General features: G+C 60.2%; 23 protein-coding genes. 16 read left to right on the forward strand and 7 right to left on the reverse strand.

From position 1 onward, the window contains the following. Positions 1 to 24: 24 nt before the first annotated feature. On the reverse strand, positions 25 to 963 hold the full coding sequence (gene msrP, locus GAL01_RS01315) for a protein-methionine-sulfoxide reductase catalytic subunit MsrP (protein ID WP_062033572.1): 939 nt from the start codon (positions 961 to 963) through the stop codon (positions 25 to 27). A gap of 80 nt (positions 964 to 1,043) precedes the next feature. Here msrP and GAL01_RS01320 point away from each other — a divergent pair, with 80 nt between their 5' ends. Next, positions 1,044 to 1,916 (forward strand): NAD(P)-dependent oxidoreductase, encoded by an 873-nt coding sequence (locus GAL01_RS01320; RefSeq protein ID WP_062033575.1) that lies wholly within the window; start codon positions 1,044 to 1,046, stop codon positions 1,914 to 1,916. Between the two features lie 68 nt (positions 1,917 to 1,984). Further along, entirely contained in the window at positions 1,985 to 2,593 is a 609-nt protein-coding gene (locus GAL01_RS01325; RefSeq protein ID WP_062033578.1) for a superoxide dismutase, read from the forward strand. Between the two features lie 86 nt (positions 2,594 to 2,679). Here GAL01_RS01325 and yajC read toward each other — a convergent pair whose 3' ends face one another. After that, positions 2,680 to 3,024, reverse strand: coding sequence for a preprotein translocase subunit YajC (yajC, locus tag GAL01_RS01330; RefSeq protein ID WP_062033581.1), 345 nt, complete (start codon positions 3,022 to 3,024; stop codon positions 2,680 to 2,682). A 119-nt stretch (positions 3,025 to 3,143) separates the two neighbouring features. Here yajC and GAL01_RS01335 point away from each other — a divergent pair, with 119 nt between their 5' ends. The 3 genes from GAL01_RS01335 to GAL01_RS01345 are packed head-to-tail and all read left to right on the forward strand — an operon-like array spanning position 3,144 to position 5,076. After that, complete coding sequence (locus GAL01_RS01335; protein WP_062033585.1) at positions 3,144 to 4,013, forward strand: ATP-binding protein; 870 nt, start codon at positions 3,144 to 3,146, stop codon at positions 4,011 to 4,013. 15 nt (positions 4,014 to 4,028) lie between these two features. After that, a complete protein-coding gene (locus GAL01_RS01340) occupies positions 4,029 to 4,601 on the forward strand; it encodes a hypothetical protein (protein ID WP_062033589.1) in 573 nt (190 codons plus the stop codon). 10 nt (positions 4,602 to 4,611) lie between these two features. After that, entirely contained in the window at positions 4,612 to 5,076 is a 465-nt protein-coding gene (locus GAL01_RS01345) for a hypothetical protein (protein WP_145995591.1), read from the forward strand. A 45-nt stretch (positions 5,077 to 5,121) separates the two neighbouring features. Here the strand turns inward: GAL01_RS01345 and GAL01_RS01350 are convergent, their stop codons facing one another. Further along, positions 5,122 to 7,341: a TonB-dependent receptor gene (locus tag GAL01_RS01350; RefSeq protein WP_373317726.1), complete on the reverse strand. Its 2,220-nt coding sequence runs from the start codon at positions 7,339 to 7,341 to the stop codon at positions 5,122 to 5,124. A gap of 472 nt (positions 7,342 to 7,813) precedes the next feature. Here GAL01_RS01350 and GAL01_RS01355 point away from each other — a divergent pair, with 472 nt between their 5' ends. Together GAL01_RS01355 and GAL01_RS01360 are read left to right on the forward strand one after the other, a co-directional pair. Beyond that, on the forward strand, positions 7,814 to 8,983 hold the full coding sequence (locus GAL01_RS01355; RefSeq protein ID WP_174694415.1) for an aromatic ring-hydroxylating oxygenase subunit alpha: 1,170 nt from the start codon (positions 7,814 to 7,816) through the stop codon (positions 8,981 to 8,983). A 1-nt stretch (position 8,984) separates the two neighbouring features. After that, positions 8,985 to 9,989, forward strand: a complete 1,005-nt coding sequence (locus GAL01_RS01360) for a bifunctional GNAT family N-acetyltransferase/(deoxy)nucleoside triphosphate pyrophosphohydrolase (protein WP_062033599.1) — start codon at positions 8,985 to 8,987, stop codon at positions 9,987 to 9,989. A 1-nt stretch (position 9,990) separates the two neighbouring features. On the opposite strand, the gene GAL01_RS01365 is transcribed toward GAL01_RS01360, so the two are convergent. Beyond that, the gene (locus tag GAL01_RS01365; protein ID WP_062033602.1) at positions 9,991 to 10,884 is read right to left on the reverse strand and encodes an SMP-30/gluconolactonase/LRE family protein; all 894 of its coding nucleotides are present in this window, start codon (positions 10,882 to 10,884) and stop codon (positions 9,991 to 9,993) included. Between the two features lie 99 nt (positions 10,885 to 10,983). Here GAL01_RS01365 and GAL01_RS01370 point away from each other — a divergent pair, with 99 nt between their 5' ends. Beyond that, positions 10,984 to 11,754 (forward strand): competence/damage-inducible protein A, encoded by a 771-nt coding sequence (locus GAL01_RS01370; RefSeq protein WP_062033605.1) that lies wholly within the window; start codon positions 10,984 to 10,986, stop codon positions 11,752 to 11,754. Between the two features lie 44 nt (positions 11,755 to 11,798). Here the strand turns inward: GAL01_RS01370 and GAL01_RS01375 are convergent, their stop codons facing one another. The 3 genes from GAL01_RS01375 to GAL01_RS01385 form a co-directional block, all read right to left on the reverse strand. After that, a complete protein-coding gene (locus GAL01_RS01375; RefSeq protein WP_062033608.1) occupies positions 11,799 to 12,773 on the reverse strand; it encodes an acetyl-CoA carboxylase carboxyltransferase subunit alpha in 975 nt (324 codons plus the stop codon). A 62-nt stretch (positions 12,774 to 12,835) separates the two neighbouring features. Next, entirely contained in the window at positions 12,836 to 13,759 is a 924-nt protein-coding gene (locus GAL01_RS01380) for a tyrosine recombinase (RefSeq protein ID WP_082790819.1), read from the reverse strand. A 10-nt stretch (positions 13,760 to 13,769) separates the two neighbouring features. Then, complete coding sequence (locus GAL01_RS01385) at positions 13,770 to 14,192, reverse strand: hypothetical protein (RefSeq protein WP_062033613.1); 423 nt, start codon at positions 14,190 to 14,192, stop codon at positions 13,770 to 13,772. Positions 14,193 to 14,251: 59 nt separating this feature from the next. Here GAL01_RS01385 and aroB point away from each other — a divergent pair, with 59 nt between their 5' ends. From aroB to mtnK, 8 genes are all read left to right on the forward strand, one after another. Next, positions 14,252 to 15,943 carry a 3-dehydroquinate synthase gene (gene aroB / locus GAL01_RS01390; protein WP_082790820.1) on the forward strand — a complete coding sequence of 564 codons (1,692 nt, stop codon included), beginning with the start codon at positions 14,252 to 14,254 and terminating at the stop codon, positions 15,941 to 15,943. A gap of 316 nt (positions 15,944 to 16,259) precedes the next feature. Beyond that, positions 16,260 to 17,399 carry an OmpA family protein gene (locus tag GAL01_RS01395; protein WP_062033616.1) on the forward strand — a complete coding sequence of 380 codons (1,140 nt, stop codon included), beginning with the start codon at positions 16,260 to 16,262 and terminating at the stop codon, positions 17,397 to 17,399. Positions 17,400 to 17,566: 167 nt separating this feature from the next. Further along, a complete protein-coding gene (locus GAL01_RS01400) occupies positions 17,567 to 18,130 on the forward strand; it encodes a GtrA family protein (protein ID WP_062033617.1) in 564 nt (187 codons plus the stop codon). 82 nt (positions 18,131 to 18,212) lie between these two features. Continuing rightward, positions 18,213 to 20,852 carry an alanine--tRNA ligase gene (gene alaS / locus GAL01_RS01405; protein ID WP_062033619.1) on the forward strand — a complete coding sequence of 880 codons (2,640 nt, stop codon included), beginning with the start codon at positions 18,213 to 18,215 and terminating at the stop codon, positions 20,850 to 20,852. Positions 20,853 to 20,969: 117 nt separating this feature from the next. Beyond that, positions 20,970 to 21,653 (forward strand): carbonic anhydrase, encoded by a 684-nt coding sequence (locus GAL01_RS01410; RefSeq protein ID WP_062033621.1) that lies wholly within the window; start codon positions 20,970 to 20,972, stop codon positions 21,651 to 21,653. A 17-nt stretch (positions 21,654 to 21,670) separates the two neighbouring features. Beyond that, entirely contained in the window at positions 21,671 to 22,513 is an 843-nt protein-coding gene (locus GAL01_RS01415; protein WP_062033625.1) for an exonuclease/endonuclease/phosphatase family protein, read from the forward strand. 69 nt (positions 22,514 to 22,582) lie between these two features. After that, the gene (locus GAL01_RS01420) at positions 22,583 to 23,281 is read left to right on the forward strand and encodes an NUDIX hydrolase (RefSeq protein ID WP_062033629.1); all 699 of its coding nucleotides are present in this window, start codon (positions 22,583 to 22,585) and stop codon (positions 23,279 to 23,281) included. Further along, entirely contained in the window at positions 23,278 to 24,465 is a 1,188-nt protein-coding gene (gene mtnK / locus GAL01_RS01425; RefSeq protein ID WP_062033632.1) for an S-methyl-5-thioribose kinase, read from the forward strand. The genes GAL01_RS01420 and mtnK overlap by 4 nt, the downstream gene beginning before the upstream one ends. Positions 24,466 to 24,484: the final 19 nt, after the last annotated feature.

Genomic DNA, 24,484 nt, shown 5'->3' on the forward strand with positions numbered 1-24,484 from the left:
AGGCAAACATCCCCTCTGACGGCATCAGAAGTTTTTCCGCAAGTCCATGCCGCGATACAGATCCGCCACCTGCTCGCCATATCCGTTGAACATCAGCGTCGGCTGCCGTGTGGCACCGAAGAGGGAGTGCGCGCCTATGACGCGCTCTGTCGCCTGACTCCAGCGGGGATGATCGACCTGTGGATTGACGTTGGCATAAAAGCCGTATTCGTCGGAGGCGAGGCGGTTCCATGTCGTGGGCGGCTCGTGGTCCAGCAGGCGAATACGCTGAAGCGACTTGATGCCTTTGAAACCATATTTCCACGGAACAACCAGACGAATGGGCGCGCCGTTCTGGTTTGGAAGCGTCTCGCCATAAACACCCAGCGCGAGTAGCGTCAGCGGATTCATAGCTTCGTCCAGACGCAGACCCTCCACGTAAGGCCACTGGATGCCCGACAGGCCGTCACTCTGTCCGGGCATCTCCGACGGACGCAGAACGCTCTCGAAAGCGACATGGGTGGCGCGGGGATCGGGATCAGCGTCCTTCAGCAGGCTCGCCAGCGGGAGACCGTCCCACGGGATGACCATGGACCACGCCTCGACACAGCGCATGCGGTAAATACGCTCTTCCATTGCCGCAGAACGCAGAAGCTGCTCCACGTCCAGACGGACGGGCTTGCGGACAAGACCCGTGATCTCCAGCGTCCAGGGGAGCGGATGAAAGTCCTGCGAGCGGGCCGCAGGATCGGCTTTGCCCATGCCAAATTCGTAAAAATTATTATAGTGCGTCACGTCTTCGTGTGGCGTCGGCGTGAGATTGCCGGAATACGGCCCCGGATGCGTCTGGAGAGATGCGGCGTTTGCCGCGGTGGCAAGCGTGCTCAGGGCTGCCGCACCGCCGATCAGGGCACGTCGGGAGAGATACATCTCTTTTGGAGTAATCTCGGATGGCAGCGGCCTGGGGTACTGAAAAAGTGCCATGATCAATTTCCGGACTCTGAGAAACTCTGGCACCTATGATGCGTGAGTCTGTCGTAACGCATCATAAGGAGCCAGTATCCATGCCCCGTCCTAAAATCGGTTTTATCGGCTACGGTGCGATGGCCCAGCGTATGGGCGCCAATCTGCGAAAGGCCGGCTACCCGGTTGTCGCGTTCGCGCCGTCAGGGGGCAAGGATGAAACGGAAATGCTGCCCTCGCCCCGTGCGATTGCCGAAGCGGCCGAGATCATCATTTTCTGCGTGCCGAATGATGCCGCGGAAAATCAATCCCTGCATGGCGAAAATGGCGCGCTCGCTGCCCTGACGGCTGACAAGCTTGTCCTCGATACATCCACAGTCTCGCCGGATCAGGCGGACGCCTTTGCAAAGCTTGCTGTGGAACATGGGTTCTCCCTGCTTGATGCCCCCATGTCCGGCAGCACGCCGGAAGCCGAGACTGGCGATCTGGTCATGCTGGTGGGAGGCGATGAGGCCGTGGTCAAGCGGGCGCAGCCGGTTCTGGACGTGATCGGCAAGCTGACGATCCATGCCGGGCCTGCCGGTGCGGCCGCACGCCTGAAACTGGTCGTGAACGGCGTGATGGGGGCGACGCTCAACATCGTGGCCGAAGGCGTATCGTACGGGCTGGCTGCGGGGCTGGACCGCGATGTCGTGTTCGAGACGCTTCAGCAGGTGGCCGTCGTCAGCCCGCATCACAAGCGTAAACTGAAGATGGGCCAGAACCGTGAGTTCCCGTCGCAGTTCCCCACACGCCTGATGTCCAAGGACATGGGGCTGCTGCTCGATGCCGGACGCAAGGTTGGCGCGTTCATGCCAGGCATGGCCGTGGCCGATCAGGCTCTGGCCCTTTCCAACCGGCTGCATGCGGATGAGGATTACTCGGCCCTCATCGGTGCGATGGAACACAGCGTTGCCAATCTTCCTCATAAATGAGAACGATACGCGGGAGCACCCGTCCCTGAGGACGGTCACCTCGCCTTATTCTGCCAAGGAGTGACATCATGGCCTTTGAACTTCCCACCCTGCCCTACGCCGAAAATGCTCTCGCTGATGCGGGCATGTGCCAGGAAACGCTGGAACTGCACCACGGCAAACACCATCAGGCCTATGTCACGGCCCTGAACGGTTTCGTGGAGAGCAAGCCGGAACTGGCTGGCAAGACGCTTGAGGAGATCATCGCGTTCTCCCACGGCAAGCCTGAGATTGCCCCGGTCTTCAACAATGCGGGCCAGCACTGGAACCACATCCTGTTCTGGAAGAATCTGTCTCCGAAGGGCGGCAAGATCCCGACCAGTCTGGAAAAGAAGATTGCTGAAGACTTCGGGTCTGTTGAAGAGTTCAAGAAGCTCTTCAAGCAGGCTGCCACGACGCAGTTCGGTTCGGGCTGGGCCTGGCTGGTACTGGACAAGTCCGGCAAGCTTGCCGTGACGAAAACGGCAAACGGCTCCAACCCGCTTGCTGAAGGTCAGGGCAAGACGCTTCTGGGCCTCGATGTGTGGGAGCACGCTTACTACCTCGATTTCCGCAACCGTCGCCCGGACTATGTCACGAACTATCTGGACAAGCTCGCCAACTACGAGTTCGCGGAAGCCGAACTGAAGTCTGCCTGATCCCTTCGAGGTTCATCAGACAAAAAAACGCCCCGTCCGGTTTTCCGGGCGGGGCGTTTTTCATGAACGGGTCGAAAAAGCCCGGTTCAGGAAGCGCTGGGCGTTTTCTCGCGCGACGTGATGGTCGTGATCGTGCTGCGGACGATTTTCACGCGTACACCCTGTGCGATCTCGACATCGACTTCATCGCTGTCATCACGCGTCGCCTGCACGACGCCCACGATGCCACCGGCCGTGACGATGCGGTCACCACGACGCAGCGAGCCCTGCTCGTCGCGCAGTTTCCGTGCGCGCTGCTGCTGGGGGCGGATCAGCAGGAAGTAGAACACCACGAAGATGAAAATCATCGGGGCGAACTGAAGCACCTGCGGATTGGAAAGCAGACCACCACCATCGGCGGCCTGGGCGGAAGGAATGAACAGACTGCTCATGGATGTCGGGGTCCAGTCTTGAGTGAAGCTGGCGGGGACCATATCGTCCGGGGGCTGCCCGTCAAGCGTGGCGCCGATGTCTTTTGATCTCAACTTCTTTCAGCCCGGAACCGTTTCCCATGACCAACCATGCCCTGCTCAGCGCGCTTGAACGTATTGCCGACAGTCTGGAGCGCATGAGTCCGCCTCCGCCAAGCGCGGATATCCTGCACAAACATGACGCCTTTCTGTGGCAGGCCGCGCTGGGCATGCTGACGCCAGTCGAGAAGGTTTCGGGCGTGCCCCTGTCCCTGCTTCAGGGCGTGAAGCGTCAGATGGATCAGGTCATGGCCAACACGCGGCATTTCGCGGAGGGCTTCAGCGCCAACAATGTCATGCTCTGGGGGGCGCGTGGCATGGGGAAGTCCTCGCTCGTTAAAGCCTCCGTTGCGGCTGTGAACGCGGAGCAGCGTGCGAAGAACGGCGGGACGCTCGCACTGATCGAGATCCAGCGGGACGAACTTTCATCGCTGCCGAAACTGCTGGCTGTCCTGCGGACCACGAAACGCCGCTGCATCCTGTTCTGTGATGACCTTTCGTTCGAAAGCCAGGACGCAGATTACAAGTCACTCAAATCCGTGCTCGATGGCGGGATCGGCGGACGCCCGGAAAACGTCCTGATCTATGCGACGTCCAACCGCCGTCACCTGATGCCGCGGGATATGATCGAGAACGAGACGGGAAGCGCAATCAATCCATCCGAAGCGATTGAGGAAAAGGTCTCTCTTTCGGACCGGTTCGGTCTGTGGATCGGACTGTATGGCGCGACGCAGGACGATTATCTGGCGATCGTTGAAGCCTATGCGGCTTATTACAACCTGCCGGTTCCGCGTGAGAACCTGCGACGCAAGGCGCTTCAGTGGGCCATGGCGCGGGGCAGTCGGTCCGGCCGCGTGGCCTCGCAGTTCATCAGCGATCTGGCTGCGGAACTGGGTATTCCGCAGTCGTGAGGACGGAAAAAAACCATGAAGATATTCCACGCCCTCGGACTCCTTGCCCTTCTGGCCTCTGCCATGAATACGGCTCAGGCCGGAGACAATCCACGCCTCAAGGCCATGTTCGACGCCGATCAGGCAGAGCGTGAACAGGAGCCGATCAACTGGGACACCCTGATCCCCAATGACATGAAGCGGCGGGCCGAACTACACAGGATGCTGGAGCAGAATGTCGTCACGACGGGGCTGGACTACTACGAAGCAGCCTTCATTCAGCAGCATGGCCAGAAACCGGACGATTACCTGCTTGCGCACGTCCTGGCCATGGCCGCACTGGCAAAGGGGTACACACAGGCCCGCTGGATCGCAGCAGCGACACTGGATCGCTATCTTCAGCAGAACAGGCACCCACAGATTTTCGGCACGCAGACTGTCATCCGGAGCGTAGCCGGAACCGGGAAGGAAGAAACTCCCACACGCGCACCATTTAACGCTGCACTGATACCTGACAGCCTTCGTGCCACACTTGGCGTCGCCGATCTGAAAACACTTGCGAACCGCCCATCCAAAAAGGACTATAATTCTTCGAATGGCGAGAACTGAGGTTACGTTCATGGCACCCCTGATACTTCTATGCCTGTTTGCTGCGATTTTTCTGGCCTACGCCGCACCCGATACGCCGGTCGGCAGGATCTGTCGTGATCGGCTTGTGACGCGTCCCTGCAGATGGATAAAAGAATTTCCCCATGTGGTGGGAATTCTTGCGCTGGGGACTATTCTGCTTGTGGGTTGCGCCACGTGGTTACTGGGCCATGATGGTTTTGCCACAAGCCTGCAGATGGCTCCGGATTTTCTGACCTTTGCCACCAGCTTTGAAGTCACGTCTTTTATCGAAGCGGCATCCAGCCTTGCGTTTGTGATGCTGACGACGGAAGTCGGAAAAAATATCCTCATTCTGCGGCAGCTGTTCCGACGCACGGCAAGACGGAGCAGGCGTGTTGCGAGTGCAGCCCGCTCACGTCTGACGGGACAAAATGCAGACGACCCTGACCCGGCAGTTCTCTCAGCTTTTTCCTGATGCTGAAAGCAGGCGGACCGAAGCTCCGCCTGCCTTGCCCGTCGTTCAGAATGACGCGCTGACGGTGCCAAAGAATTCGCGGACAGCACCGCGCTCCATGGACTGGTAATCGCCCACAGCGGGGTTATCGTTCTCACCCATCATGGAGATGTATTTGGTGTTGAACAGGTTGTAGACATTGAAGCTCGCCGTGACATCCTTGAGAACGCTGAGCTTGCCGAAACGATACTGCGCACCGGCATTAGCCAGCCAGTAGCCGCCGATCGACGTGTCGTTCATGAAGCTGTAATAGCGGCGGCTGTAGTAGTTGGCATCGAAATGCGCTGTCATACCCTTCCAGCTATAGGCAACCGATGTTTTGTACATCCAGGCGGGATAGTTCACGATATTCTTGCCCGCGAGCGCGTAATAGCCGCCGACCGTATCGACGTTCCGATCGTAGGTACCTTTGTTGTAGCTCAGGTTATTGCTGATGCTCAGGCCGTCGATGGGGGTAATGGTGATGTCGCCATTCGCACCCGTCATGGAGATATGGCCGAAATCAATGACCTGCGAGACCGGGTTGGTCAGAGAGCCAACGGCCGCGGCCAGGATCGGGTGGATCAGGCTGGCGTGGTAGACCGTCGCGTTCACCTGAAGGAGCTTCGACGAATAGCGATAACCACCGAGATAGACCCAGGCCTTTGACGGCTCTAGAGACTTCTTCTGCGCCTGGAACGTCGCCTGATCCTGCACGGAATAGACCGAGTTTGCGACACCATAGGCCGAGACCTCGTAGGCGCGCATGTTCTCGGCCACGTCAACATAGATCTCGTGGTGGCGGTTGATGTGCCAGTCCAGATTGACATGTGGCAGGAAGGCCTGAGACGCCGTCAGCGATCCGTTCGGCAGGGCGTCAGCACCCGTCCAGTCAGCATTGTTATACTGCGCACCGCCGGATGTGGTAGCGGTCATGGACTTGAAACCGACATGCAGGGTCAGGCCTTCAGCAAGCTGGATGCTGTCCTGAAGATGGAACTGCATGACATTGGTGTTCCACTGGAAGTTGTAACCTTCCAGGTAGGCCGGGCCATAAACGTCATAAGGCCCGACGGCCTTGAGCGGTGCACCCTGCCCCAGAAGCGGCTGGCGGTAATTGAAAAGACCTGCCTGCTGGTTGTTGTTCTCGTACCAGACACCGCCTTCGATCGTATGGCGGCCCCATTTGTAGCGCAGGCTGGTATCAAAACCGTAGCGTTCCTGACGGTTCTGCCAGACTTCCTCGGACAGGGGTGCGCCGTCCTCGACCTGATCGTCGGGGTCGCTGTCGGTATAGCTATAATAGCCGGTCTGGCTGTGGCCGTAGAGCGTGGTGTTCCAGGTCAGGTGGTCGGTAAGGGCAAGATCGAAATGCAGCCCGCCCATGTAATTGGTTTCGGCCTGACCGCCGTCATACATGGCGATATTGGAGCCATCGATACCCGGAACACTGTTGTAACCCGCCGGATAGGGGCGCGTCCCATTGGCGATGCCGTAAGCCAGACCATAGTTCGGATAAAGATGGGGTGTACGCCAGCCAAGGTTCTTCAGGATGCCGATGGACGTATCGGGATAGTTCCACTGCGCAAGGCTGGACCAGTTGAAGAAGGCCGACATGCGACTGCGTTCATTGATCGGCTGTACGAGCTTAGCATCGACCTGCTGCATGAACTGGTCGCCACTGCCCATCCACATGCCCTCGTCGGTCCGGGCATAGGAGGTATAGAGCTTCGTGCCGGTCTGGTTCAGCTTGCCGGAATCCAGACGGACATAGGTGCGGTAGGAGCCATAGCTGCCAAAGGACTGGCTCACCTTGCCACCGCGTTTATCGTCGGGATCCGAAGAGCCGATCTGGATCGTCCCGCCCAGCGTGTTCATGGAGGGCAGCTCAACGGAGCCTGCGCCCTGCGACATGCGCATGGACTGGATGTCATCGGGAATGATGGCAGAGGCCAGGCTCATGCCGCTGACGGACTGGTAGGTCTGGTCGTTCAGGGGAACGCCATCCACCGTCACCCCCATCTGATTCATGAAGAACCCGCGCACGTAGAGATTGGCGCCGAAGCTGTCGATACCAAACGGGTCGGTGGAAGTGAAGCTCACGCCCGGCGTGCGGTCCAGCATCTTGTAGGCACTGGTTCCGGGGACGTACTGGCGCATGATGGCTTTCGAGACAGCCTGCTCGGCGTCACGGCCCGTCAGTTGCCGCCCCGTGACGGCGACACTTTCGGTCGCGCGGGATTCCAGAGCTCCGGCCTTGCGACGAACCGGTGCGGCGTGCTCCGCGCCATTCCGTGCAGATGCGCCAGAAACAGCTTTCGGGGCATGATGCTTTGCCGGATGCGCGGACACCGAAACCGGCGAAGCATCATCCGCTGCAGGAAGGGGCTGATGCCCTGCCGCCAGAGCTGACTGGCGGACTGCAAACAGTGCGATGGAGGAAAGCAGCAGGGATCTGGTTCGCACCGTGGACGAAACTCCGGAATCTGGGTTTTGTAAACTTTGGGAAGCGGTGTCCTAAACGTGCCTGCACACTGCGGAAAGCGCCAGCATTGCTAGATGATGTTTCAATGACACGAAAACGGTGGTTTTTGTGCCGCATGTTGCGGGAAAGACGCGCTCTGCGGGCATGAATGATCGCTTCCTGTAGGGGGGCTTTGCCTGTTAGGTTCACTCTCAGCAAGACGATGTCGCGGTTTCATTACGGATCAGGATACTCATGTCGCAGACGCTTTCTGTCTCTTCTGCTGCCGAAAACTCTCCTTCGGGCACAGATCGGGTGATCGACCCGAATATCGGCGAATATTCTCCAGTCGAGGATGTGGTCCGCAAGACAGGAGATCTTCGGCGCGTTCTGGCCAACCCCGATTACTGGTATCCGGTCGCCTGGTCCCGCGAACTCAGGCGCGGCAAGACCATTGGCACGCGCTATGCCGGGCAGCCGATCGCACTCGTGCGCCCGATGGATGGGAGCGTGTTTGCGCTGGAAGACCGGTGCGCACATCGTCAGGTGCCGCTCAGCCTCGGCAAGGTCAGCGGTGAAGCGGTGCAGTGCTGCTATCATGGCTGGGCCTATGGACGCTCCGGGCGATGCATCGACGTGCCGTATCTGGGCAAGGGCAAACTGCCGAACGGCGTGCGAACCTATCCGTGCCGCGAAGAAGGCGGCCTGATCTTCATCTTCCCGGGCGATCCCGCGAAAGCCGAAAGCACGCCGTTTCCACAGATGGGATCGGTTGGCAATCCCGAATACAAGACGCGCCGTTTCGGCGAGACGGTCGCGTGCCATTACAGTTTCATGCATGAAAACCTGATGGATATGAACCATCAGTTCATGCACATGAAGCAGATGGGCCAGATGAAACCCCGCTTTCTGGGCGGGCGGGACGAACCCACACTGGTCGAGGCGCGCTACAGCTTCGCGCGTACCGGCGGCAAGCAGCCCTGGGGCGAGACGTTCATTTTCGGCGAGCGCCGCGACGCGAGCGAGAAATACGCCCATAAAGACGTCATGACGATCCGGACGGAATATCCGTACCAGACACTCCGCATCGCCACGGGCGACGAACCGCCGGTCATGGATCTGTGGATCGTCTATGTCCCGCAGGATGTGGAACAGAAGACCTGCCGTGTCTTCGGACTGCTCTCGATCCGTCGCCCGAAGGCCAAGCTGGTTCTGGACATCGCCTGGCCCTTCCTAGTTGCTTTCACGGAGCGGATCTTCAAGGAAGACCGGGACATCGTGGAGCTGGAACAGGCTGCGTGGAACGAACAGGGCGGCGACCGCAATCAGGAAGTCTTCCCGGTCATCAACATGCTGCGCCGGCTTCTGGCCCGATGCGGCGTTCAAGCCGACAAACCTACAGACCAGCAGGTTTCACAATCCTGACATGACACCTGAACTCAAGGCAGGGGGCCTCGTTCTGCGCGCCCTGCAGCCGGAAGACGCCCCGGCCGTCCATCGTCTGATCAATGACTGGAGCGTCGTGCGGATGCTCAGTCGCCTCCCCTTTCCGTATCCGCGCGATCTGGCGGAACAGTGGATCGACTCCACCCGTCATGACAGCGCGCAGGGCAGCGCGCATCATTTCGCCATCACCCGTGATGGATCGCTTCTGGGCGCAATCGGTCTCGTGCTGTCTGACGACCGGCGTTCCGGATCGCTGGGCTACTGGCTGGCTCCGAGCGCATGGGGACAGGGCCTCACCACCCAGGCGGCCCGGCGCGTGATCGAATGGGGGCTGACGGTCCTTCGGCTGGAGAAAATCACAGCAGATGCGGCGCAGGACAATGCAGCCTCTCTGGCGGTTCTGACCAAACTTGGTTTTGCAAAAACGGGCACATCCAGCCGACGCTTCGTGTCACGCGGGCAGGATTGTCCGATTGATCTGCTCGAACTGCCCCGGACGACATTTCTTTTGGAAGCGCAGCCACCAACTGAAGCTCCTGTGCCGCCGGCCGAAGCGGTTCCTGTCGCTATGGAACCACCTAAGCCGCGTACGCTGCTGGTCGTGGCCGCAGCACTTCTGGACGCGCAGGGACGGATTCTTCTCGCCAAAAGACCGGAAGGCAAACGTCTGGCAGGACTTTGGGAATTCCCCGGCGGCAAGGTCGAGCGTGATGAGACGCCAGAGCAGGCGCTGATCCGGGAAATGCGCGAGGAACTCGGACTGGATCTGACCGGTTCCTGTCTGGCGCCGTTCACGTTCGTCAGCGAAAATGCCGGACCGTTTCATCTGCTGATGCCGCTTTATGTGGTGCGGCGCTGGCGGGGTGTTCCCACCCCGCGTGAAGGTCAGACGCTGGAATGGGTGGCCGCCACCGATCTGGGCCGTTATCCCATGCCGGACCCGGACCTTCCGCTGATCCCGCTTTTGCAGGAGCTTCTGGGCTAGGTCAGCCGTTAAGACGGAAAACCTGCTGGTCCACACCTGCGACATCCGTGCGAAACTCGAACAGCGAACCGGCCTGCGGCTCCTTCGCAAGCGTTTCGGCATCCAGTCCTTTGCGTGCCGTTGTCACGAAAACGGTCTTCAGGTCGTCGCCACCGAACGCGACCTTGGTCACGTTTGTAACCGGCATGGGAATAGACGAAAGCTCCGTGCCATCCCGCTTGAAACGCATAATGCGCGAGCCACCCCATACGCCGGACCAGACCGTGCCCTCGTTATCGGTCACGATTCCGTCGGGATATCCCTGTTCCAGCCGCGCAAAAACCCGCTCGTTCGCGAGTTCGCCATCGGACTGGATATCAAAGGCGTAAATCGTCTGTTCCGGGCTGTCACAGACGTAAAGCGTCTTCCCGCATGGGGACACGGCAGGCCCGTTGGAAACGGTATAACCTTCATCATGATGGGTTATGTTCAGGCCGTTCCCTTCATGCATAACGCGATAAATCGAGCCGGAAGGCTGCTCCTCGCTGTCATCCATGGTCCCGAACCACAGACGCCCCTGCGGATCGACACAGCCGTCATTCAGGCGGTTGCCGGGTTTTTCAGGCTCAACAAATTTATGATCGGAGAAAGCACCTGTTCGCGGGTCGAAACGGCGCAGACCGTCAGGCATGCCCGCCAGAAACGTCCCATCTTCGACCGGCAGGAGAAAGGCCACACGGTCTGGCGCACTCCAGCTTTCATGAGCCCCTGTCTCGGGCGTGAAACGGTGAATCCTCGCTTCGGGGATATCGACGAAATAAAGGGATTTTTCGCCTGGAATCCAGACCGGGCCTTCCCCGAGTGTTGCACGCAGATCCAGGAGGCATTCGGGCTGATGGAGCGGGCTGGTGGTCATGGTTTCTCCTGATGAAAACCAAAATGCGGGACGGGTTTGTTCTCGACAACGCGGGACGACCCGTTACGTTCTGTGGCGAAGACTATCAGGAGCGGACAGATGCTTCAAAAAACTGCCTGTTTTCTCGTTATTGGCAACGAGATTCTCTCGGGACGCACACAGGACGCCAATACGCGCGTTCTGGCTCAGGCGCTCAACGCGCAGGGGATCCGGCTCATGGAAGTCCGTGTCATTCCCGATATCAAAGACTGGATCGTCCGGACCGTCCGGGAGTGTAGCGCGGCATTCGATGTCGTCTTCACGTCAGGCGGGATCGGGCCGACGCATGACGACATCACGGCCGAATGCGTCGCCACGGCCATGGGGGCACCACTGGTCCGACATGAGGAAAGCTTCCGGTTACTGGAGGCAGCGCTTGGGGCGGATCGCTTCAATGTCGCCCGTCAGCGCATGGCCTATCTACCGGAAGGGTCAACGCCAATCCTCAACACGGTTTCCGTAGCGCCCGGTTTCAGCATCGGCAATGTGCATGTGATGGCCGGAGTGCCGTCGATTTTTGCCTCCATGGTCGCATGGCTGGTTCCACAGATGGAGAAGGGCGCGCCCCTCGTTTCCGCAAGCTGGCATGCCGCGGGACTGAAGGAAGGCGATTTCGCGTCCGATCTGGCAACGTTGCAGGAGAACTTTCCGACGATTGATCTCGGCTCCTATCCCTATCACCTGCCGGATGGGGCGAGTGGCGTAGCCCTCGTGGCCAAGGGTTATGACAACGCGATCGTCGGTCAGGCCGCACAGGCGGTCCATGATCTCATCATGGCGCATGGACGTGAACCCCTGTTGGGTGAGCCTCCACACAAACAGACGGCCTGAAAAAACAAAAGCCGCTGCACGAAGCAGCGGCTTTCATGAAGACCTCAGTGAAGAGGTGTGCGGGTCATGGACAGGAACTTGTCCCGACGCTTCTGGATCAGCGCCGGTCCTGTCAGTCCCTTGAGGGACTCGAGTTCTTCGGAAATCGCATTCCCGATAGCCGTTACAGCTTCTTCCGGCGCGCGCTGGGCGCCACCGATGGGCTCGGGGACAATCCGGTCGATCAGGCCGAGGGACTGAAGATCCTGCGCGGTGAGCTTGAGAGCTTCTGCGGCGGCAGGGGCCAGCTTCGGATCCCGCCACAGAATGGAAGCTGCGGCTTCCGGCGAGATCACGGAATAAATCGAATGTTCGAGCATCAGGATGCGGTCACCCGCACCGATGGCGATGGCGCCGCCCGAACCACCCTCGCCGATCACGGTCGCGATCAGCGGTACGGGCGCCTTGAGACACACGTCGATCGACTTCGCGATGGCTTGGGCCTGTCCGCGCGCTTCGGCGTCGATTCCCGGCCAGGCACCCGCAGTGTCGATGAAGCTCAGAACCGGCAGGCCGAAGCGTCCGGCCATTTCGATCAGGCGCTGTGCTTTGCGGTAACCTTCGGGACGGGCCATGCCGAAATTGTGCTTCAGGCGCGTCTCGGTGTCGTGACCACGCTCGGTACCGACAACGACGACCGGCTCTCCGCGGAAACGGGCCAGACCACCGATCATGGCGTCATCGTCACCGAAGGCGCGGTCGCCGGACAGGGGGGTGTAGTCTGTCGTCAGCAGACGCACGTAGTCCAGTGCCTTGGGGCGCTGGGCGTGACGGGCCACCTGCACTTTCTGCAACGGCGTCAGCTTGGAGTACGTTGAGCGGAGCTGCTTGTCGGCCTTTTCGGACAGACGGGCAATCTCGTCATCGATATTGATGCCGCTGGTGCCTGAGGCCTTGCCCTGGCTGCCCATCTGGCGGAGTTCGTCGATTTTGGTCTCGAGTTCGGCGACCGACTTCTCGAAATCTAGGAATTGGCGCATGGCCGCCCGATAGCACGCCTGCGCGCCGGGAAACAGTCCCTGAGACAGGCGGAATGCTTCTGTCAGTCTTCCGCGAGCGCAGATGCCCCTTTGCGGGCGAGCGGATGATGCGCGCTCACAGCCTGTCGCAGACGTTCGGACATGACCTGCGTATAAATCTGGGTCGTCGCGATATCCGCGTGCCCGAGCAGCATCTGAAGCGCCCTCAGGTCCGCCCCATGCGCCAGAAGATGACTGGCAAAAGAATGCCTCAGAACATGCGGGCTGACGCGGTCGGGGTCGACACCGGCCTTGAGGGAGCAGGCGAGCAGGATCTTGTCGAATCCCTGCCGCGTCAGAGGTTTTTGCGGATTGCGTCCCGGGAAAAGCCACGGACTTCCCAGATCCCTGTCAAAATGCACAAGCTGGTCGGCCGCCTCCCGCGCGCTCCGGGACAGAGGCACCAGACGCTCCCGTCCGCCCTTGCCCCGCACCAGCAGCATGGGGCCGCGCACATGGACGCAGGTCGCTGGCAAAGCGAGAAGCTCGGAAATGCGCAGCCCCGTCGTATAAAGCAGTTCCAGCGCAGCCCGGGAGACGACGTCCCGGCGTTCGTTTTCATGTCCTTGCGTGCCGGTTTCGAGCAGGAGGCGGATTTCAGCCTCGTCGAGCGGTCTGGGCAAGGAAGACCCAATTTTAGGAGCCTGCTGCCGTTCGGTCGGATCGTCTTCCCGCACCGACTCGAGCATCAGGAAACGATAGAACTGACGCAGACAGGACAGCCGTCGCGCTGCGGTTCGTGCCGCCAGACCGGCGCGGGACAGTTCGGCCAGATAGGACTGAACCTCCCTCCCCTGCGCGTCGCAGAGGGACACGGGCGCGCAGTGCGCCGCGAAATCGGAGAGATCGGAGGCGTAAGCCTGTCGGGTTTTCAGCGCCGCGCCGCGCTCGGCAGCCAGCATTTCAAGGAAGGCCTCGACATGCCTGCCGTCACCGGAGCGCGACACGACAGGATGCTCAGTGTCGGGGAGCGGAAACCGGTGCGACCGGAGCGGCAGGCATGGACTGCGCTGGAGCAGCCTTGGGAGCAGGCATTGTTGGCAGTGGAGTCGAAGGGGTCAGGGGCGCGGCGGCAGTAGCAGCAGCCGGGGCTGCCGGAGTCGTTCCAGATGCAACAACAGAAGCAGCCGGGCTCTGGGCCGTCGTCTGAACCGCGGTCTGGGCTGCAGGCACGGGCGGCATGGCCGGAAGTTCTGCCTGCGGCGCGGTGGAGCTTGCGAAAGCCGCACCCGACAGATCCTTGTGCACCATGGTCTGCTCCGGCGGAGTGGCAGTCATGCCCAGACGCAGAAACGCTCCGCCAGCCCCCAGAACGAGAAGGACGGCAATAGCTCCGCCAATGAACGGCAGGCGGAAAATGGAACGATCAATATTGGCCATGGAAAAGGTCTCGAAGTGAGGGCAGGACGTGCCCCTTCTCCTATGATAGGTAGCAGGGCATGTCACGCCTGCCTTTCTCCCTTTCAGCCAAGTCGGAACCCTTTTTCTCATCCGATGGCATACCGTCGCGCACGGTTGTCCTCGTCGGGATGATGGGGGCTGGCAAAACCACTATCGGACGGCGTCTCGCCCAGATCTGCGGCCTGCCCTTCGTCGATGCCGACGTCGAGATCGAACGCGCTGCCGGAAGCTCGATTCCCGAAATCTTTGCCCGACATGGCGAAGCCGCGTTCCGGGACGGGGAACGGCGCGTCATCCAGCGCCTTCTTGATGGGCCACCGTGCATCCTTGCAACGGGAGGCGGTGCCTGGATGGACGCCCAAACCCGTCGGCTGGTGCGCCGTCATGCGGTCTCGATCTGGCTGCGCGCGCCCGTGCATGTGCTGGTCAAGCGGGTTGCAGGCCGCCCGGGGCGACCGCTCCTGGCCCAGGGACGTCCCGACGAAGTTCTGGAGCGGCTCGTCGGGCTGCGCTATCCGGTTTACGCCGAAGCAGACATCATTATCGATTGTGGAGACGAAACCGTGGAACAGGGCGTGCATCGGGTACGGGAAGTTCTGGAGGAATATCGCAGGCCGGAGACGGTGCATGTTTCGCTCAGCCATCACAGCTATGACGTGCTGATCGGGCCTGATCTCATTTCCCGTGCCGGCGCGCTGCTCGCCCCGCATCTCCCCCAGAAACGCGTGGTCGTCATTACTGACGACATCGTGGCCGGCCTGCATCTGCCGCGTCTGCTGGCGTCTTTCGAAGAAACGGGCATCCGTGCGGACGTGATTTCGGTTTCCGGCGGCGAGGAGAGCAAATCCCTCGCCTGCTACGCCGATGTGATGAACCGGCTTCTATCCACGGGCATCGAGCGCAAGACGACCATTGTGGCGCTGGGAGGTGGCGTGGTCGGAGATCTTGCCGGTTTCGTTGCAGCTACGGCCCTGCGCGGACTGCCTTTCGTGCAGATCCCCACAACGCTGCTCTCACAGGTGGACAGCAGCGTCGGAGGCAAAACCGGGATCAACGCAGCGGCAGGCAAGAACTTGATCGGGGCGTTCCATCAGCCTGTCGCGGTTCTGGCAGATACGTCCGCCCTGGCCACCCTCCCAAGACGTCAGCGCATTGCCGGATATGCCGAGATCGTCAAATCCGGCCTGATCGCAGATCCGGACCTGTTCGCCTGGTGCGAAAACTACGGACAGAATGTTCTGGAAGGCGATCCCGCGGCTCTTGCGGAAGCCGTGCGCCGCGCCTGTGCTTTCAAAGCGGCCGTCGTGGCTGCCGACGAAAAGGAACAGGCTTCTGTCGGAGGACGCGCCCTACTCAATCTGGGGCATACTTTCGGTCACGCTCTGGAAGCGGAACTGGAATATGACGGACGTCTTTTGCATGGCGAAGCGGTTTCAATCGGCATTCATCTGGCGATGGCGCTTTCCGTGGAGCTGGGTTATGCCCCCGTCGAAGACCTGCATCGACTGGACCGGCATCTGCGCAGTTTGGGTATGCCGGTGAGCTTTGACTGGTTCAGGGACTCGTTCTCGGCAGAAATACTTCTGCACCACATGACTCGGGATAAGAAAATGCAGGACGGAAAGGTTGCGTTCGTCCTGTTGCGCGGGATCGGGAAAGCCTTCTCCACACGCGAAATTCCCGCAGAAACAGTGCGTAATCTGCTCGTAAGCGAGGGTTGCCGTCCGTGATGAATGTTAAAATTTCGTCATACCTCGGCTAAATAGCTGTTTTGCCACCGCTTTTGCATAGCTGCTTTCTGCGGGAGGCTCTGGCGTCGGCTGGAACCTTGAGCTAAGGCAGCATAGACGCGAGGCGTAGATCGTGAAGCGGGCGAAATGGATTGTGGCTTTTATGTCACTCCCCTTCCCCGAGTAGAGCTGGAACCCCCTGAGTGGCTTTGTCGCCGGGAACTCTGAGTTCTATATGCGCTTATGCATCGCGCTGGGTCCGTTGGTGAAAGCATTTTCCAACGGCTCGAACGTTAGTCACTAAGAGGACGAAAACATGCGTCTCCGCACGGCACTCCTTGCCATGACGTCGATGGTCGCCGCACCGTCGCTTGCCATGGCCAGCACGATCACCGGCCCCTATGTCGACCTGGGTGGTGGGTACAATCTGGTCCAGAACCAGCACGGTCACTTCTCGCCGACGACACAGGCCGATGGCACAGGCAGCAATGCCGGTTCCAGCTCCCAGTACCGTCACCATGACGGCTTCACCGGTTTCGGTGCATTCGGCTGGGGCTTCGGCAATGGTCTGCGCGTTGAAGTTGAGGGTCTGTACAACTACTCTCAGATCAACCACCGCGCCCACACTGCAGCAACGGGTTCCACCCGTGGTTCCGATCAGGCCTATGGCGGTCTCGTCAATGTCCTGTATGACATTGATCTCGCCAACTTTGGCCTGAACGTTCCTGTCACGCCGTTCGTTGGTGTTGGCGCTGGCTACCTGTGGCAGCACTACAACCCGACCACGACCCAGTACGACAACGGCAATGTGAACCGCATGGGCGGAACGCAGGGCAGCTTCGCGTACCAGGGCATCGTCGGTGCAGCCTATGACATCCCGAATGTTCCGGGCCTTGCTGTCACCACCGAATACCGTTTCATCGGTCAGACGTTCTCGGACGGCCCCTATCGCTCCACGGCGTATAACGGTTCTGGCGTCCACAAGGGCAACGTGAACTTCGACCAGCGCTTCTCGCACCAGTTCATCCTGGGCCTGCGTTATGCCTTCGACACGGCTCCCCCGCCGCCGCCGCCGGCTCCGGTCATCGTTCCGCCGGCTCCGACCCCGGCCCGCACGTATCTCGTGTTCTTCGACTGGGACAAGTCTGACCTGACGGGCCGCGCCCGTGAGATCGTTGCCCAGGCAGCTCAGGCTTCCACGCACGTCCAGACGACGCGCATCGAAGTCAACGGCTACACGGATAACTCCGCTGCCCATCCGGGCCCGCGCGGCGAGAAGTACAACCTCGCCCTGTCCAACCGTCGCGCTTCCAGCGTGAAGGCTGAACTGATCCGTGACGGTGTTCCGGCTGCTGCCATCGACATCCACGGCTACGGCGAGTCCAACCCGCTGGTTCCGACCGGCCCGAACACCCGCGAGCCGCAGAACCGTCGCGTCGAGATCATCCTGAAGTAATTCAGACATGATCTGACGCCAGGGTCTTCGACTTCGGTTTCGGAAAAAAGGCGTCCTTCGGGGCGCCTTTTTTATGCGCTCATGTGGACTGAAAACAGAACGCCCTTGCATGCCTCTTTCCCAGCACGCTAGAGCCATCCCAACCCGCCCCACCGGAGACATACTCCTTGCGACGCAGCCGTATCTTTTATCCGCGCAGCCGCCCGGAAGTCATTGACCAGTTCCTGCGCTTTGGAACCGTGGGTGCAATCGGATTTCTTGTGGACTGGGGAACCGTCTCCCTGCTGCGCCAGCCGACAGGATTGATCGCAGCGACCCTGATTGCCTATTTCGTCGCGGCCACCGGAAACTGGTGCCTCAACCGCTTCTGGACTTTCCGGCTCTCAGCCGCCGACAACCAGCACATGATCCTGCAATGGCTCCGATTCCTGCTGGCCAATTCGTTCGGCTTTCTCCTCAACCGCGGAATGGTTTTCCTTCTATACGCTACGGTTCCGCTGACCGTGCATTTTCCTGCCTTGGCGCTGGCGGCGGGAGCGCTGTGCGGCATGGTGGCCAATTTCAATCTTTCGAGACGCCTCGTCTTTCGTGCTCAGACGCCGGAAACTCCGCTGGAACTCGTGCAGATGGCTGTAGAAATCCCCGCCGCCGGACTGACAGCACCGGAACCCGAACCGGACCTGTCGGGCCTTCAGGATCACAGCCTCAGATCGCATGACCGCATTGACTGACGGCTGCATTTCCAAGGCGGCCACAATAGTCTAGGACAGACAGCATATTTCCCTGTCTTCCCGGAACTGACGCTCCCTTATCATGACCAGCACCAACGATATCAGATCGGCCTTTCTCGAATACTTCGGTGCGCAGGGCCACCGCATCGTTCCTTCGGCGTCCCTCGTGCCGCAGAACGACCCGACCCTGCTATTCACCAACGCTGGCATGGTGCCGTTCAAGAACGTCTTCACCGGTCAGGAAACCCGCCCCTATTCCCGCGCAACCACGGCGCAGAAAGTCGTGCGCGCAGGCGGCAAGCACAACGATCTCGACAATGTCGGATACACGGCGCGCCATCATACGTTCTTTGAGATGATGGGAAATTTCAGCTTCGGGGATTACTTCAAGCCCGAAGCCATTGAATTCGCCTGGACGCTGCTGACCCGCGATTTTGGCCTTCCCAAGGACAAGCTGCTCGCCACCGTTTATGCGGAAGACGAAGACGCAGCAGAACTGTGGAAGAAAATTGCTGGCCTGTCCGATGACAGGATCATCCGCATCGGCACGTCCGACAATTTCTGGCGGATGGGCGATACGGGACCGTGCGGTCCGTGTTCAGAGATTTTCTACGATCATGGCGACAGCGTGTTCGGCGGTCCTCCGGGAAGCCCGGATGAAGATGGCGACCGCTTTGTCGAGATCTGGAACCTCGTGTTCATGCAGTTCCTCGATCAGCCGGACGGTTCTCGTGATTCTCTCCCCCGGCCTTCCATTGATACCGGTATGGGACTGGAGCGCTTTGCCGCGATCATGCAGGGCAAGCGCGACAATTATGATACCGATACAATGCGAGCGCTCATCGAAGCCTCGGCCGATGTCATGCATCAGGACGCGGATGGTGCTTTCAAGTCCAGCCATCGCGTTGTCGCCGACCATCTGCGCTCTACCGCTTTCCTGATCGCCGACGGCGTCCTGCCATCCAAGGAAGGGCGTGGCTATGTGCTGCGCCGTATCATGCGCCGCGCCATGCGCCATCTGCATATGATGGGCGCGAAAGAACCCGTCTTTTATCGTCTGCTCCCGGCGTTGATCCAGCAGATGGGCGCGGCCTATCCCGAACTGGTTCAGCATCAGGCACTCATTACCCAGACGATGAAAGGCGAAGAAGAACGCTTCACAGCCCTTCTGGAACGCGGTCTCACGCTGCTGTCCGACGAACTGGATCGTCTGGGCGAGACGGAAGCCCTTCCCGGTGATGTGGCGTTCAAACTGTATGACACGTTCGGTTTCCCCCTCGATCTGACGCAGGACGCCCTGCGCGAAAAGGGACGCACGGTTGACGAAAGCGGCTTTGAAACTGCCATGGCCGAACAGCGCAAGCGCGCGCGCGCGGCCTGGGTCGGTTCGGGCGATACGGCTGCCGAGACGGTCTGGTTCGATGCGCGGGACAAGCACGGCCCCAGCGAGTTCCTCGGCTATGTTTCGGAAAAGGCCGATGCGGAAGTGCAGGGCATTTTCCGCGGCAACGATGAACTGGCTTCGGCATCTGCCGGCGACGACACGGTTGCGATCCTGTTGAACCAGACACCATTCTATGGCGAAAGCGGCGGTCAGGTCGGCGATCATGGAACGCTGACGGCTCCGGGTGTGCGCGTCGAGATTACGGATACGCAGAAGCGTAACGGCGATCTGATCGTGCACTACGGCAAGGTTGTCGAAGGTACGCTGAAGCCGGGCATGGCGGTTCATGCCGAAATTGATCATGCCCGTCGCACAGCGGTTCGTGGCCACCATTCCGCGACCCATCTGCTGCATGAAGCCCTGCGCCGCCAGGTCGGAACCCATGTCACACAGAAGGGCAGTCTGAATGCACCGGAGCGTCTGCGCTTCGACATCAGCCAGCCACGTCCGCTGACGGATGAGGAACTTGCCGCAGTCGAGGCGGAGGTCAATGCCCGCATCCGCGAGAATGCTCCGGTCGAGACGCGCCTGATGACGCAGGAAGAAGCCGTTGCGGAAGGCGCCATGGCGCTCTTTGGCGAAAAATACGGCGACGAGGTCCGCGTGGTGTCGATGGGCAAGGGCGACGATGATCGTACGGCCTATTCCATCGAACTGTGCGGTGGCACGCATGTGGGCCGCGTGGGCGAAATCGGACCGTTCCGCATCGTGTCGGAAAGCGGTGTCTCGGCTGGCGTACGCCGGATCGAGGCGGTCTGTGGTCTGGCAGCGGAAGCGCTGGCACTGGAAACCGAGAACCGGCTGAAGCAGATCGCGGATCTGCTCAAGGTTCCCGTGACCGACGCTGCCGCCCGCGTGGCAGCACTGCTGGAAGAGCGCAAATCCCTGACGTCGCAGGTTTCCGATCTTCAGCGCAAGCTTGCGACCGGCGAAGGAGCGAGCGCCACGGAAAGCATCAACGGCATCACGTTTTCGGCGCGCGATCTGGGAGATGTCAGCCCCAAGGAGCTCAAAGGACTGGCAGAAAGCATCTCCCAGCAGATTGGGTCCGGCGTGGTGGCGCTGATGTCCAATGCCGATGGTCGTGGCAGTATTGTGATTGCCGTAACAAAAGACCTGACGGACCGTCTGGATGCGGTCAAACTCGTGCGCGAGGCATCTGCCCTGATGGGCGGAAAAGGCGGCGGTGGACGGCCGGATATGGCTCAGGCTGGCGGTCCGGATGCCAATGCGGATGTGGTCTTTGCAATGCTGCGCACGACATTGGGAGCAGCATAAGCAATCGCATCATGGTATGTCAGGGCAGTGACAAAGCATGGGTTGGCCGGAATCATGCTTTACCTGTCCTGATAAAGCCTTCTAACTGCCCGGTAGTTCAAGATGAAGGAGAACACCATGGCCTGTGGTCGTGATACTCTGGCGAAACTGCTGGGCGGCGTCCGGAAATTCGAAACCGACGTTTATCCCGAGAGTGCGGAACTGTTCGAGAGCCTGGCCTCCAGCCAGTCTCCATCAACCCTGTTCATCACCTGCGCAGACAGCCGGATCAGCCCAAGTCTCATCACCCAGACAGAGCCGGGTGAGCTGTTCATCGTACGCAATGTCGGCAATATCGTGCCGGCTTATGGCGAGATGCTCGGCGGAGTGTCGTCCGCGATCGAATATGCGGTCGGTGCGCTCAAGGTGAAGAACGTCATTATCTGCGGGCATTCCAACTGTGGCGCCATGGGCGCCCTGATGGATCTGAATTCCCCAAAGCTGGACAATCTTCCGACGGTCAAGAGCTGGATGCGTCATGGCGAAGCGGCCCGTGCGGCCCTTGGGAATCTCAAGGCCGAAGATGCCGGTCCGGAAGATATCCGTTCTCTGGCCGAATACAACGTCATGCTCCAGCTTGTGCATCTTCGCACCCACCCTGCCGTCGTACGGGCACTGGCGCAGGGCGAACTGAAGCTTCAGGGCTGGTTCTACGATATTCCCAAGGGCGAGATCCTCATCATTGATGAGAGCACCCGCAAGACACGCTCCGTCGAGAACGTGCTTGAGGAAATGTGCGCCACCGAAGGACAGGCGGCCTGAAACAGGCCACTGCTTCCATGCTGGCCGGTCTCATCGGGATCGGCAGCATGGGAACGGCTTCAGCACATATTCTGAAACTCTCGACCTGGAACATGGATTGGCTGACCCTGCGCCCTTCGGGCGATGAGGCGCTGCCCGATGATGTTCCAGGTGGAGAGCATCGCAATTTTTCAAAGCTCGCGGCCTATGCCAGGCATCTGGATTCAGATGTTGTGGCCTTTGAGGAAGTGGACGGTCCGATCGTCGCTTCCCGCGTTTTCAGCCCCAAAACATACCAGATCGTCATGACGCCTGATGCGGTGGTGCAGAGGGTGGGGGTCGCCGTACGGCGCGATCTGCGTGTAACAGTCAATGAAGAACTCTCTGCCCTCAATGTCGCGGCACCCAGCGCGCCCCATCAACTCCGCGGCGGGCTGGATGTCACCATCAGCGACGCGCATGCTAGTTTGCGCCTGCTTGTCGTGCATCTCAAGACGGGATGCTGGGACCAGCCGCTGAACCAGCGTCAGCACTCTTGCCCTACCCTGTACCAGCAGGTTCGCGTTATGCAGGACTGGATGCTCGAACGACAGGACGAGGGCGAGGCCTATGCCGTTCTAGGAGATTTCAACCGGCGCCTGACGCTGCATGACCCCCTGATGCAGCAGATCGAGACTGAAACGCCCGTGACACTGACGACTGCGGGCAAGGCCAGTCCCTGCTGGGGCGGCGAATATTTCATCGACCATATCCTGCTGGGCAATGCCGCACGCAACTGGCTCGTGCCGGACAGCCTGCGGGTCATGACTTACAGAAACGATACGATCCCCGCCGGACTTTCGGATCACTGCCCGGTTTCGGTCCGGCTGGACATGCCCTGAGAGGCGTTGCGGGCCCGGAGGTTCCGGTCCATGAAAGAGCCCTTTCCGCCGTCCTGTCCGGAGCGACCGATGCCTGATTTCCGATCCGCATGGCCCGTGACCCCTTTAGCCCCTCAGGTCATGGTCCGGGTTGAGCGGGGAATGCCGGACCTGTCTCCGGAGATCGAAAGCCGTGTGGCATCGCACTGGAACACAGCGCTGGCAAAACATCCCACACTCTATAACGGGCGCGTTTTCTGTGCCGACGTGATCGGAGCAGAGATCATCAGCGGGCACTGGTCGGAATACCGGCGGGTTCTGGCCCAGATGCGGGACCCTAATATTTATGGACCCGAAGTTCTGCGTCCACTGGCGGTTGTAGGACTGCTGCGAACAACGGACGGGATCGTGATCGGGCAGCGGTCGGAGAACTCCATCTATCTGCCTGGATACTGGCAGGGCGCGCCAGCGGGGAATGTGGAAAGCCGCGAAGGTGAAACCCGGATTGATCTGGCCGCACAATTGGCGGCGGAATGTCTTGAAGAACTGGGGCTGACAGATGTGGCATGTCAGGTCGGAGCGTGTCTTCTGGCCTGCGAACATCCGCAGACGCATATCGTGGATGTCGGGATGAACATCACCACCTCGCTGGATTTCGAAACGCTGAAAGAGCGTTGCAGCCGTCTGGGCAATGCGGAATATCAAACATTGATGCTGATCCGGCCTGAGATGACACTACCCACGCCTCTCGTCCCAACTCTCTCCGCCATGCTGGAGCAAAACCGATGACCTATCATATTCTGGACGCTGCGGGGCTGCGGGAATGGCTTGCACAGCAGCCGGATCTACCAGAGCGGCTTGGAGGTGAGGCTGCGGACTGGACCATCCGGGAGGTCAGCGACGGCAACCTCAACACGGTATTTCTGGTCACGGGTCCGACGGGGGCACTGTGCTGCAAACAGGCGCTGCCTCATGTCCGCGTGGCACCGGATTGGCCCATGCCGCTGGAGCGGGCTCTGTATGAATCGCGCTATATGCAGACTGTGGCGCCTGCGGTTCCGGGGCTGCTGCCGGAATTGTTCGCCTATGATGCCGATCTGTTTCTGATCGTCATGGAATGCCTGACGGCCCATGAAGTCCTGCGATCGGCATTGATCGCGGATCGGGCCGTGCCGGGATTTTCTGCCGTCATCGGGACGTATGTCGCCAAAACGGTGCAGGCGACGGGATGGGTGAACCAGCCATTCGAAACGGGCGCGCGCCTGCTGGAGCAGTTCTCCGGCAATACCGCCCTCACCCGCATTACGGTCGATCTGATTCTGACGGACCCGTATCGCGTCTGCGGCCGCAATCCGGCGCCGGAAGCCGGTCTGTGTGAGGATGTGAAAGCGCTTCAGAACGACCAGACGCTGCATCTTGCTGTCGGCCGACTTCAGGAGCGCTTCCTGACGGCAAGACAGGCGCTCCTTCACGGCGACCTGCATACCGGTTCCATCATGCTGGACGGTTCGGATGTGCGCGTTATTGATGGCGAATTCGCGACGATGGGGCCGGTCGGATTCGATTGCGGGCTTTATCTGGGCAATCTGGCGCTGCATCTCTGCGCGGCCCCCCACAAGGCTGCGATGCTCAGAGACGAAATGCAGGCCTTCTGGCAGAGCTTCTCAAAAGAACTGCGCTCCAGCCTCTCGAAGGAAGGTGGCGATCTGTGGGCGCTTTCCGGCCCTGCGGCCCGTCAGGACCTGATCGAGACGTTCCTGAACGGCATCCTGCGCGATACGGCAGGGTTCTGCGGGCTCGAGATGATCCGGCGCACAGTTGGCTTTGCACAGGTCGCCGATTATGGATTGTGCAACACGGATGCAGCGCGCCTGCTCGCACGCCAGAAGGCGCTCCAGATCGGACGGACGCTGGTTGTGCAGGGGACGCCGCTGCGATCTTTTGCCGACATCCTGTCCCTGATGGGACTGTAAGAAAAACCCCCGCTCCTTA

This window comes from Gluconobacter albidus (assembly GCF_002723915.1).
GTDB lineage: Bacteria > Pseudomonadota > Alphaproteobacteria > Acetobacterales > Acetobacteraceae > Gluconobacter > Gluconobacter albidus.

What these genes read in the sequence shown, in the direction of transcription:
- msrP (WP_062033572.1), bottom strand. Translation starts at nt 963, where the DNA reads ATGGCACTTTTTCAGTACCCCAGGCCGCTGCCATCCGAGATTACTCCA.
- GAL01_RS01320 (WP_062033575.1), top strand. Translation starts at nt 1,044, where the DNA reads ATGCCCCGTCCTAAAATCGGTTTTATCGGCTACGGTGCGATGGCCCAG.
- GAL01_RS01325 (WP_062033578.1), top strand. Translation starts at nt 1,985, where the DNA reads ATGGCCTTTGAACTTCCCACCCTGCCCTACGCCGAAAATGCTCTCGCT.
- yajC (WP_062033581.1), bottom strand. Translation starts at nt 3,024, where the DNA reads ATGAGCAGTCTGTTCATTCCTTCCGCCCAGGCCGCCGATGGTGGTGGT.
- GAL01_RS01335 (WP_062033585.1), top strand. Translation starts at nt 3,144, where the DNA reads ATGACCAACCATGCCCTGCTCAGCGCGCTTGAACGTATTGCCGACAGT.
- GAL01_RS01340 (WP_062033589.1), top strand. Translation starts at nt 4,029, where the DNA reads ATGAAGATATTCCACGCCCTCGGACTCCTTGCCCTTCTGGCCTCTGCC.
- GAL01_RS01345 (WP_145995591.1), top strand. Translation starts at nt 4,612, where the DNA reads ATGGCACCCCTGATACTTCTATGCCTGTTTGCTGCGATTTTTCTGGCC.
- GAL01_RS01355 (WP_174694415.1), top strand. Translation starts at nt 7,814, where the DNA reads ATGTCGCAGACGCTTTCTGTCTCTTCTGCTGCCGAAAACTCTCCTTCG.
- GAL01_RS01360 (WP_062033599.1), top strand. Translation starts at nt 8,985, where the DNA reads ATGACACCTGAACTCAAGGCAGGGGGCCTCGTTCTGCGCGCCCTGCAG.
- GAL01_RS01365 (WP_062033602.1), bottom strand. Translation starts at nt 10,884, where the DNA reads ATGACCACCAGCCCGCTCCATCAGCCCGAATGCCTCCTGGATCTGCGT.
- GAL01_RS01370 (WP_062033605.1), top strand. Translation starts at nt 10,984, where the DNA reads ATGCTTCAAAAAACTGCCTGTTTTCTCGTTATTGGCAACGAGATTCTC.
- GAL01_RS01375 (WP_062033608.1), bottom strand. Translation starts at nt 12,773, where the DNA reads ATGCGCCAATTCCTAGATTTCGAGAAGTCGGTCGCCGAACTCGAGACC.
- GAL01_RS01385 (WP_062033613.1), bottom strand. Translation starts at nt 14,192, where the DNA reads ATGGCCAATATTGATCGTTCCATTTTCCGCCTGCCGTTCATTGGCGGA.
- aroB (WP_082790820.1), top strand. Translation starts at nt 14,252, where the DNA reads ATGTCACGCCTGCCTTTCTCCCTTTCAGCCAAGTCGGAACCCTTTTTC.
- GAL01_RS01395 (WP_062033616.1), top strand. Translation starts at nt 16,260, where the DNA reads ATGCGTCTCCGCACGGCACTCCTTGCCATGACGTCGATGGTCGCCGCA.
- alaS (WP_062033619.1), top strand. Translation starts at nt 18,213, where the DNA reads ATGACCAGCACCAACGATATCAGATCGGCCTTTCTCGAATACTTCGGT.
- GAL01_RS01410 (WP_062033621.1), top strand. Translation starts at nt 20,970, where the DNA reads ATGGCCTGTGGTCGTGATACTCTGGCGAAACTGCTGGGCGGCGTCCGG.
- GAL01_RS01415 (WP_062033625.1), top strand. Translation starts at nt 21,671, where the DNA reads ATGCTGGCCGGTCTCATCGGGATCGGCAGCATGGGAACGGCTTCAGCA.
- GAL01_RS01420 (WP_062033629.1), top strand. Translation starts at nt 22,583, where the DNA reads ATGCCTGATTTCCGATCCGCATGGCCCGTGACCCCTTTAGCCCCTCAG.
- mtnK (WP_062033632.1), top strand. Translation starts at nt 23,278, where the DNA reads ATGACCTATCATATTCTGGACGCTGCGGGGCTGCGGGAATGGCTTGCA.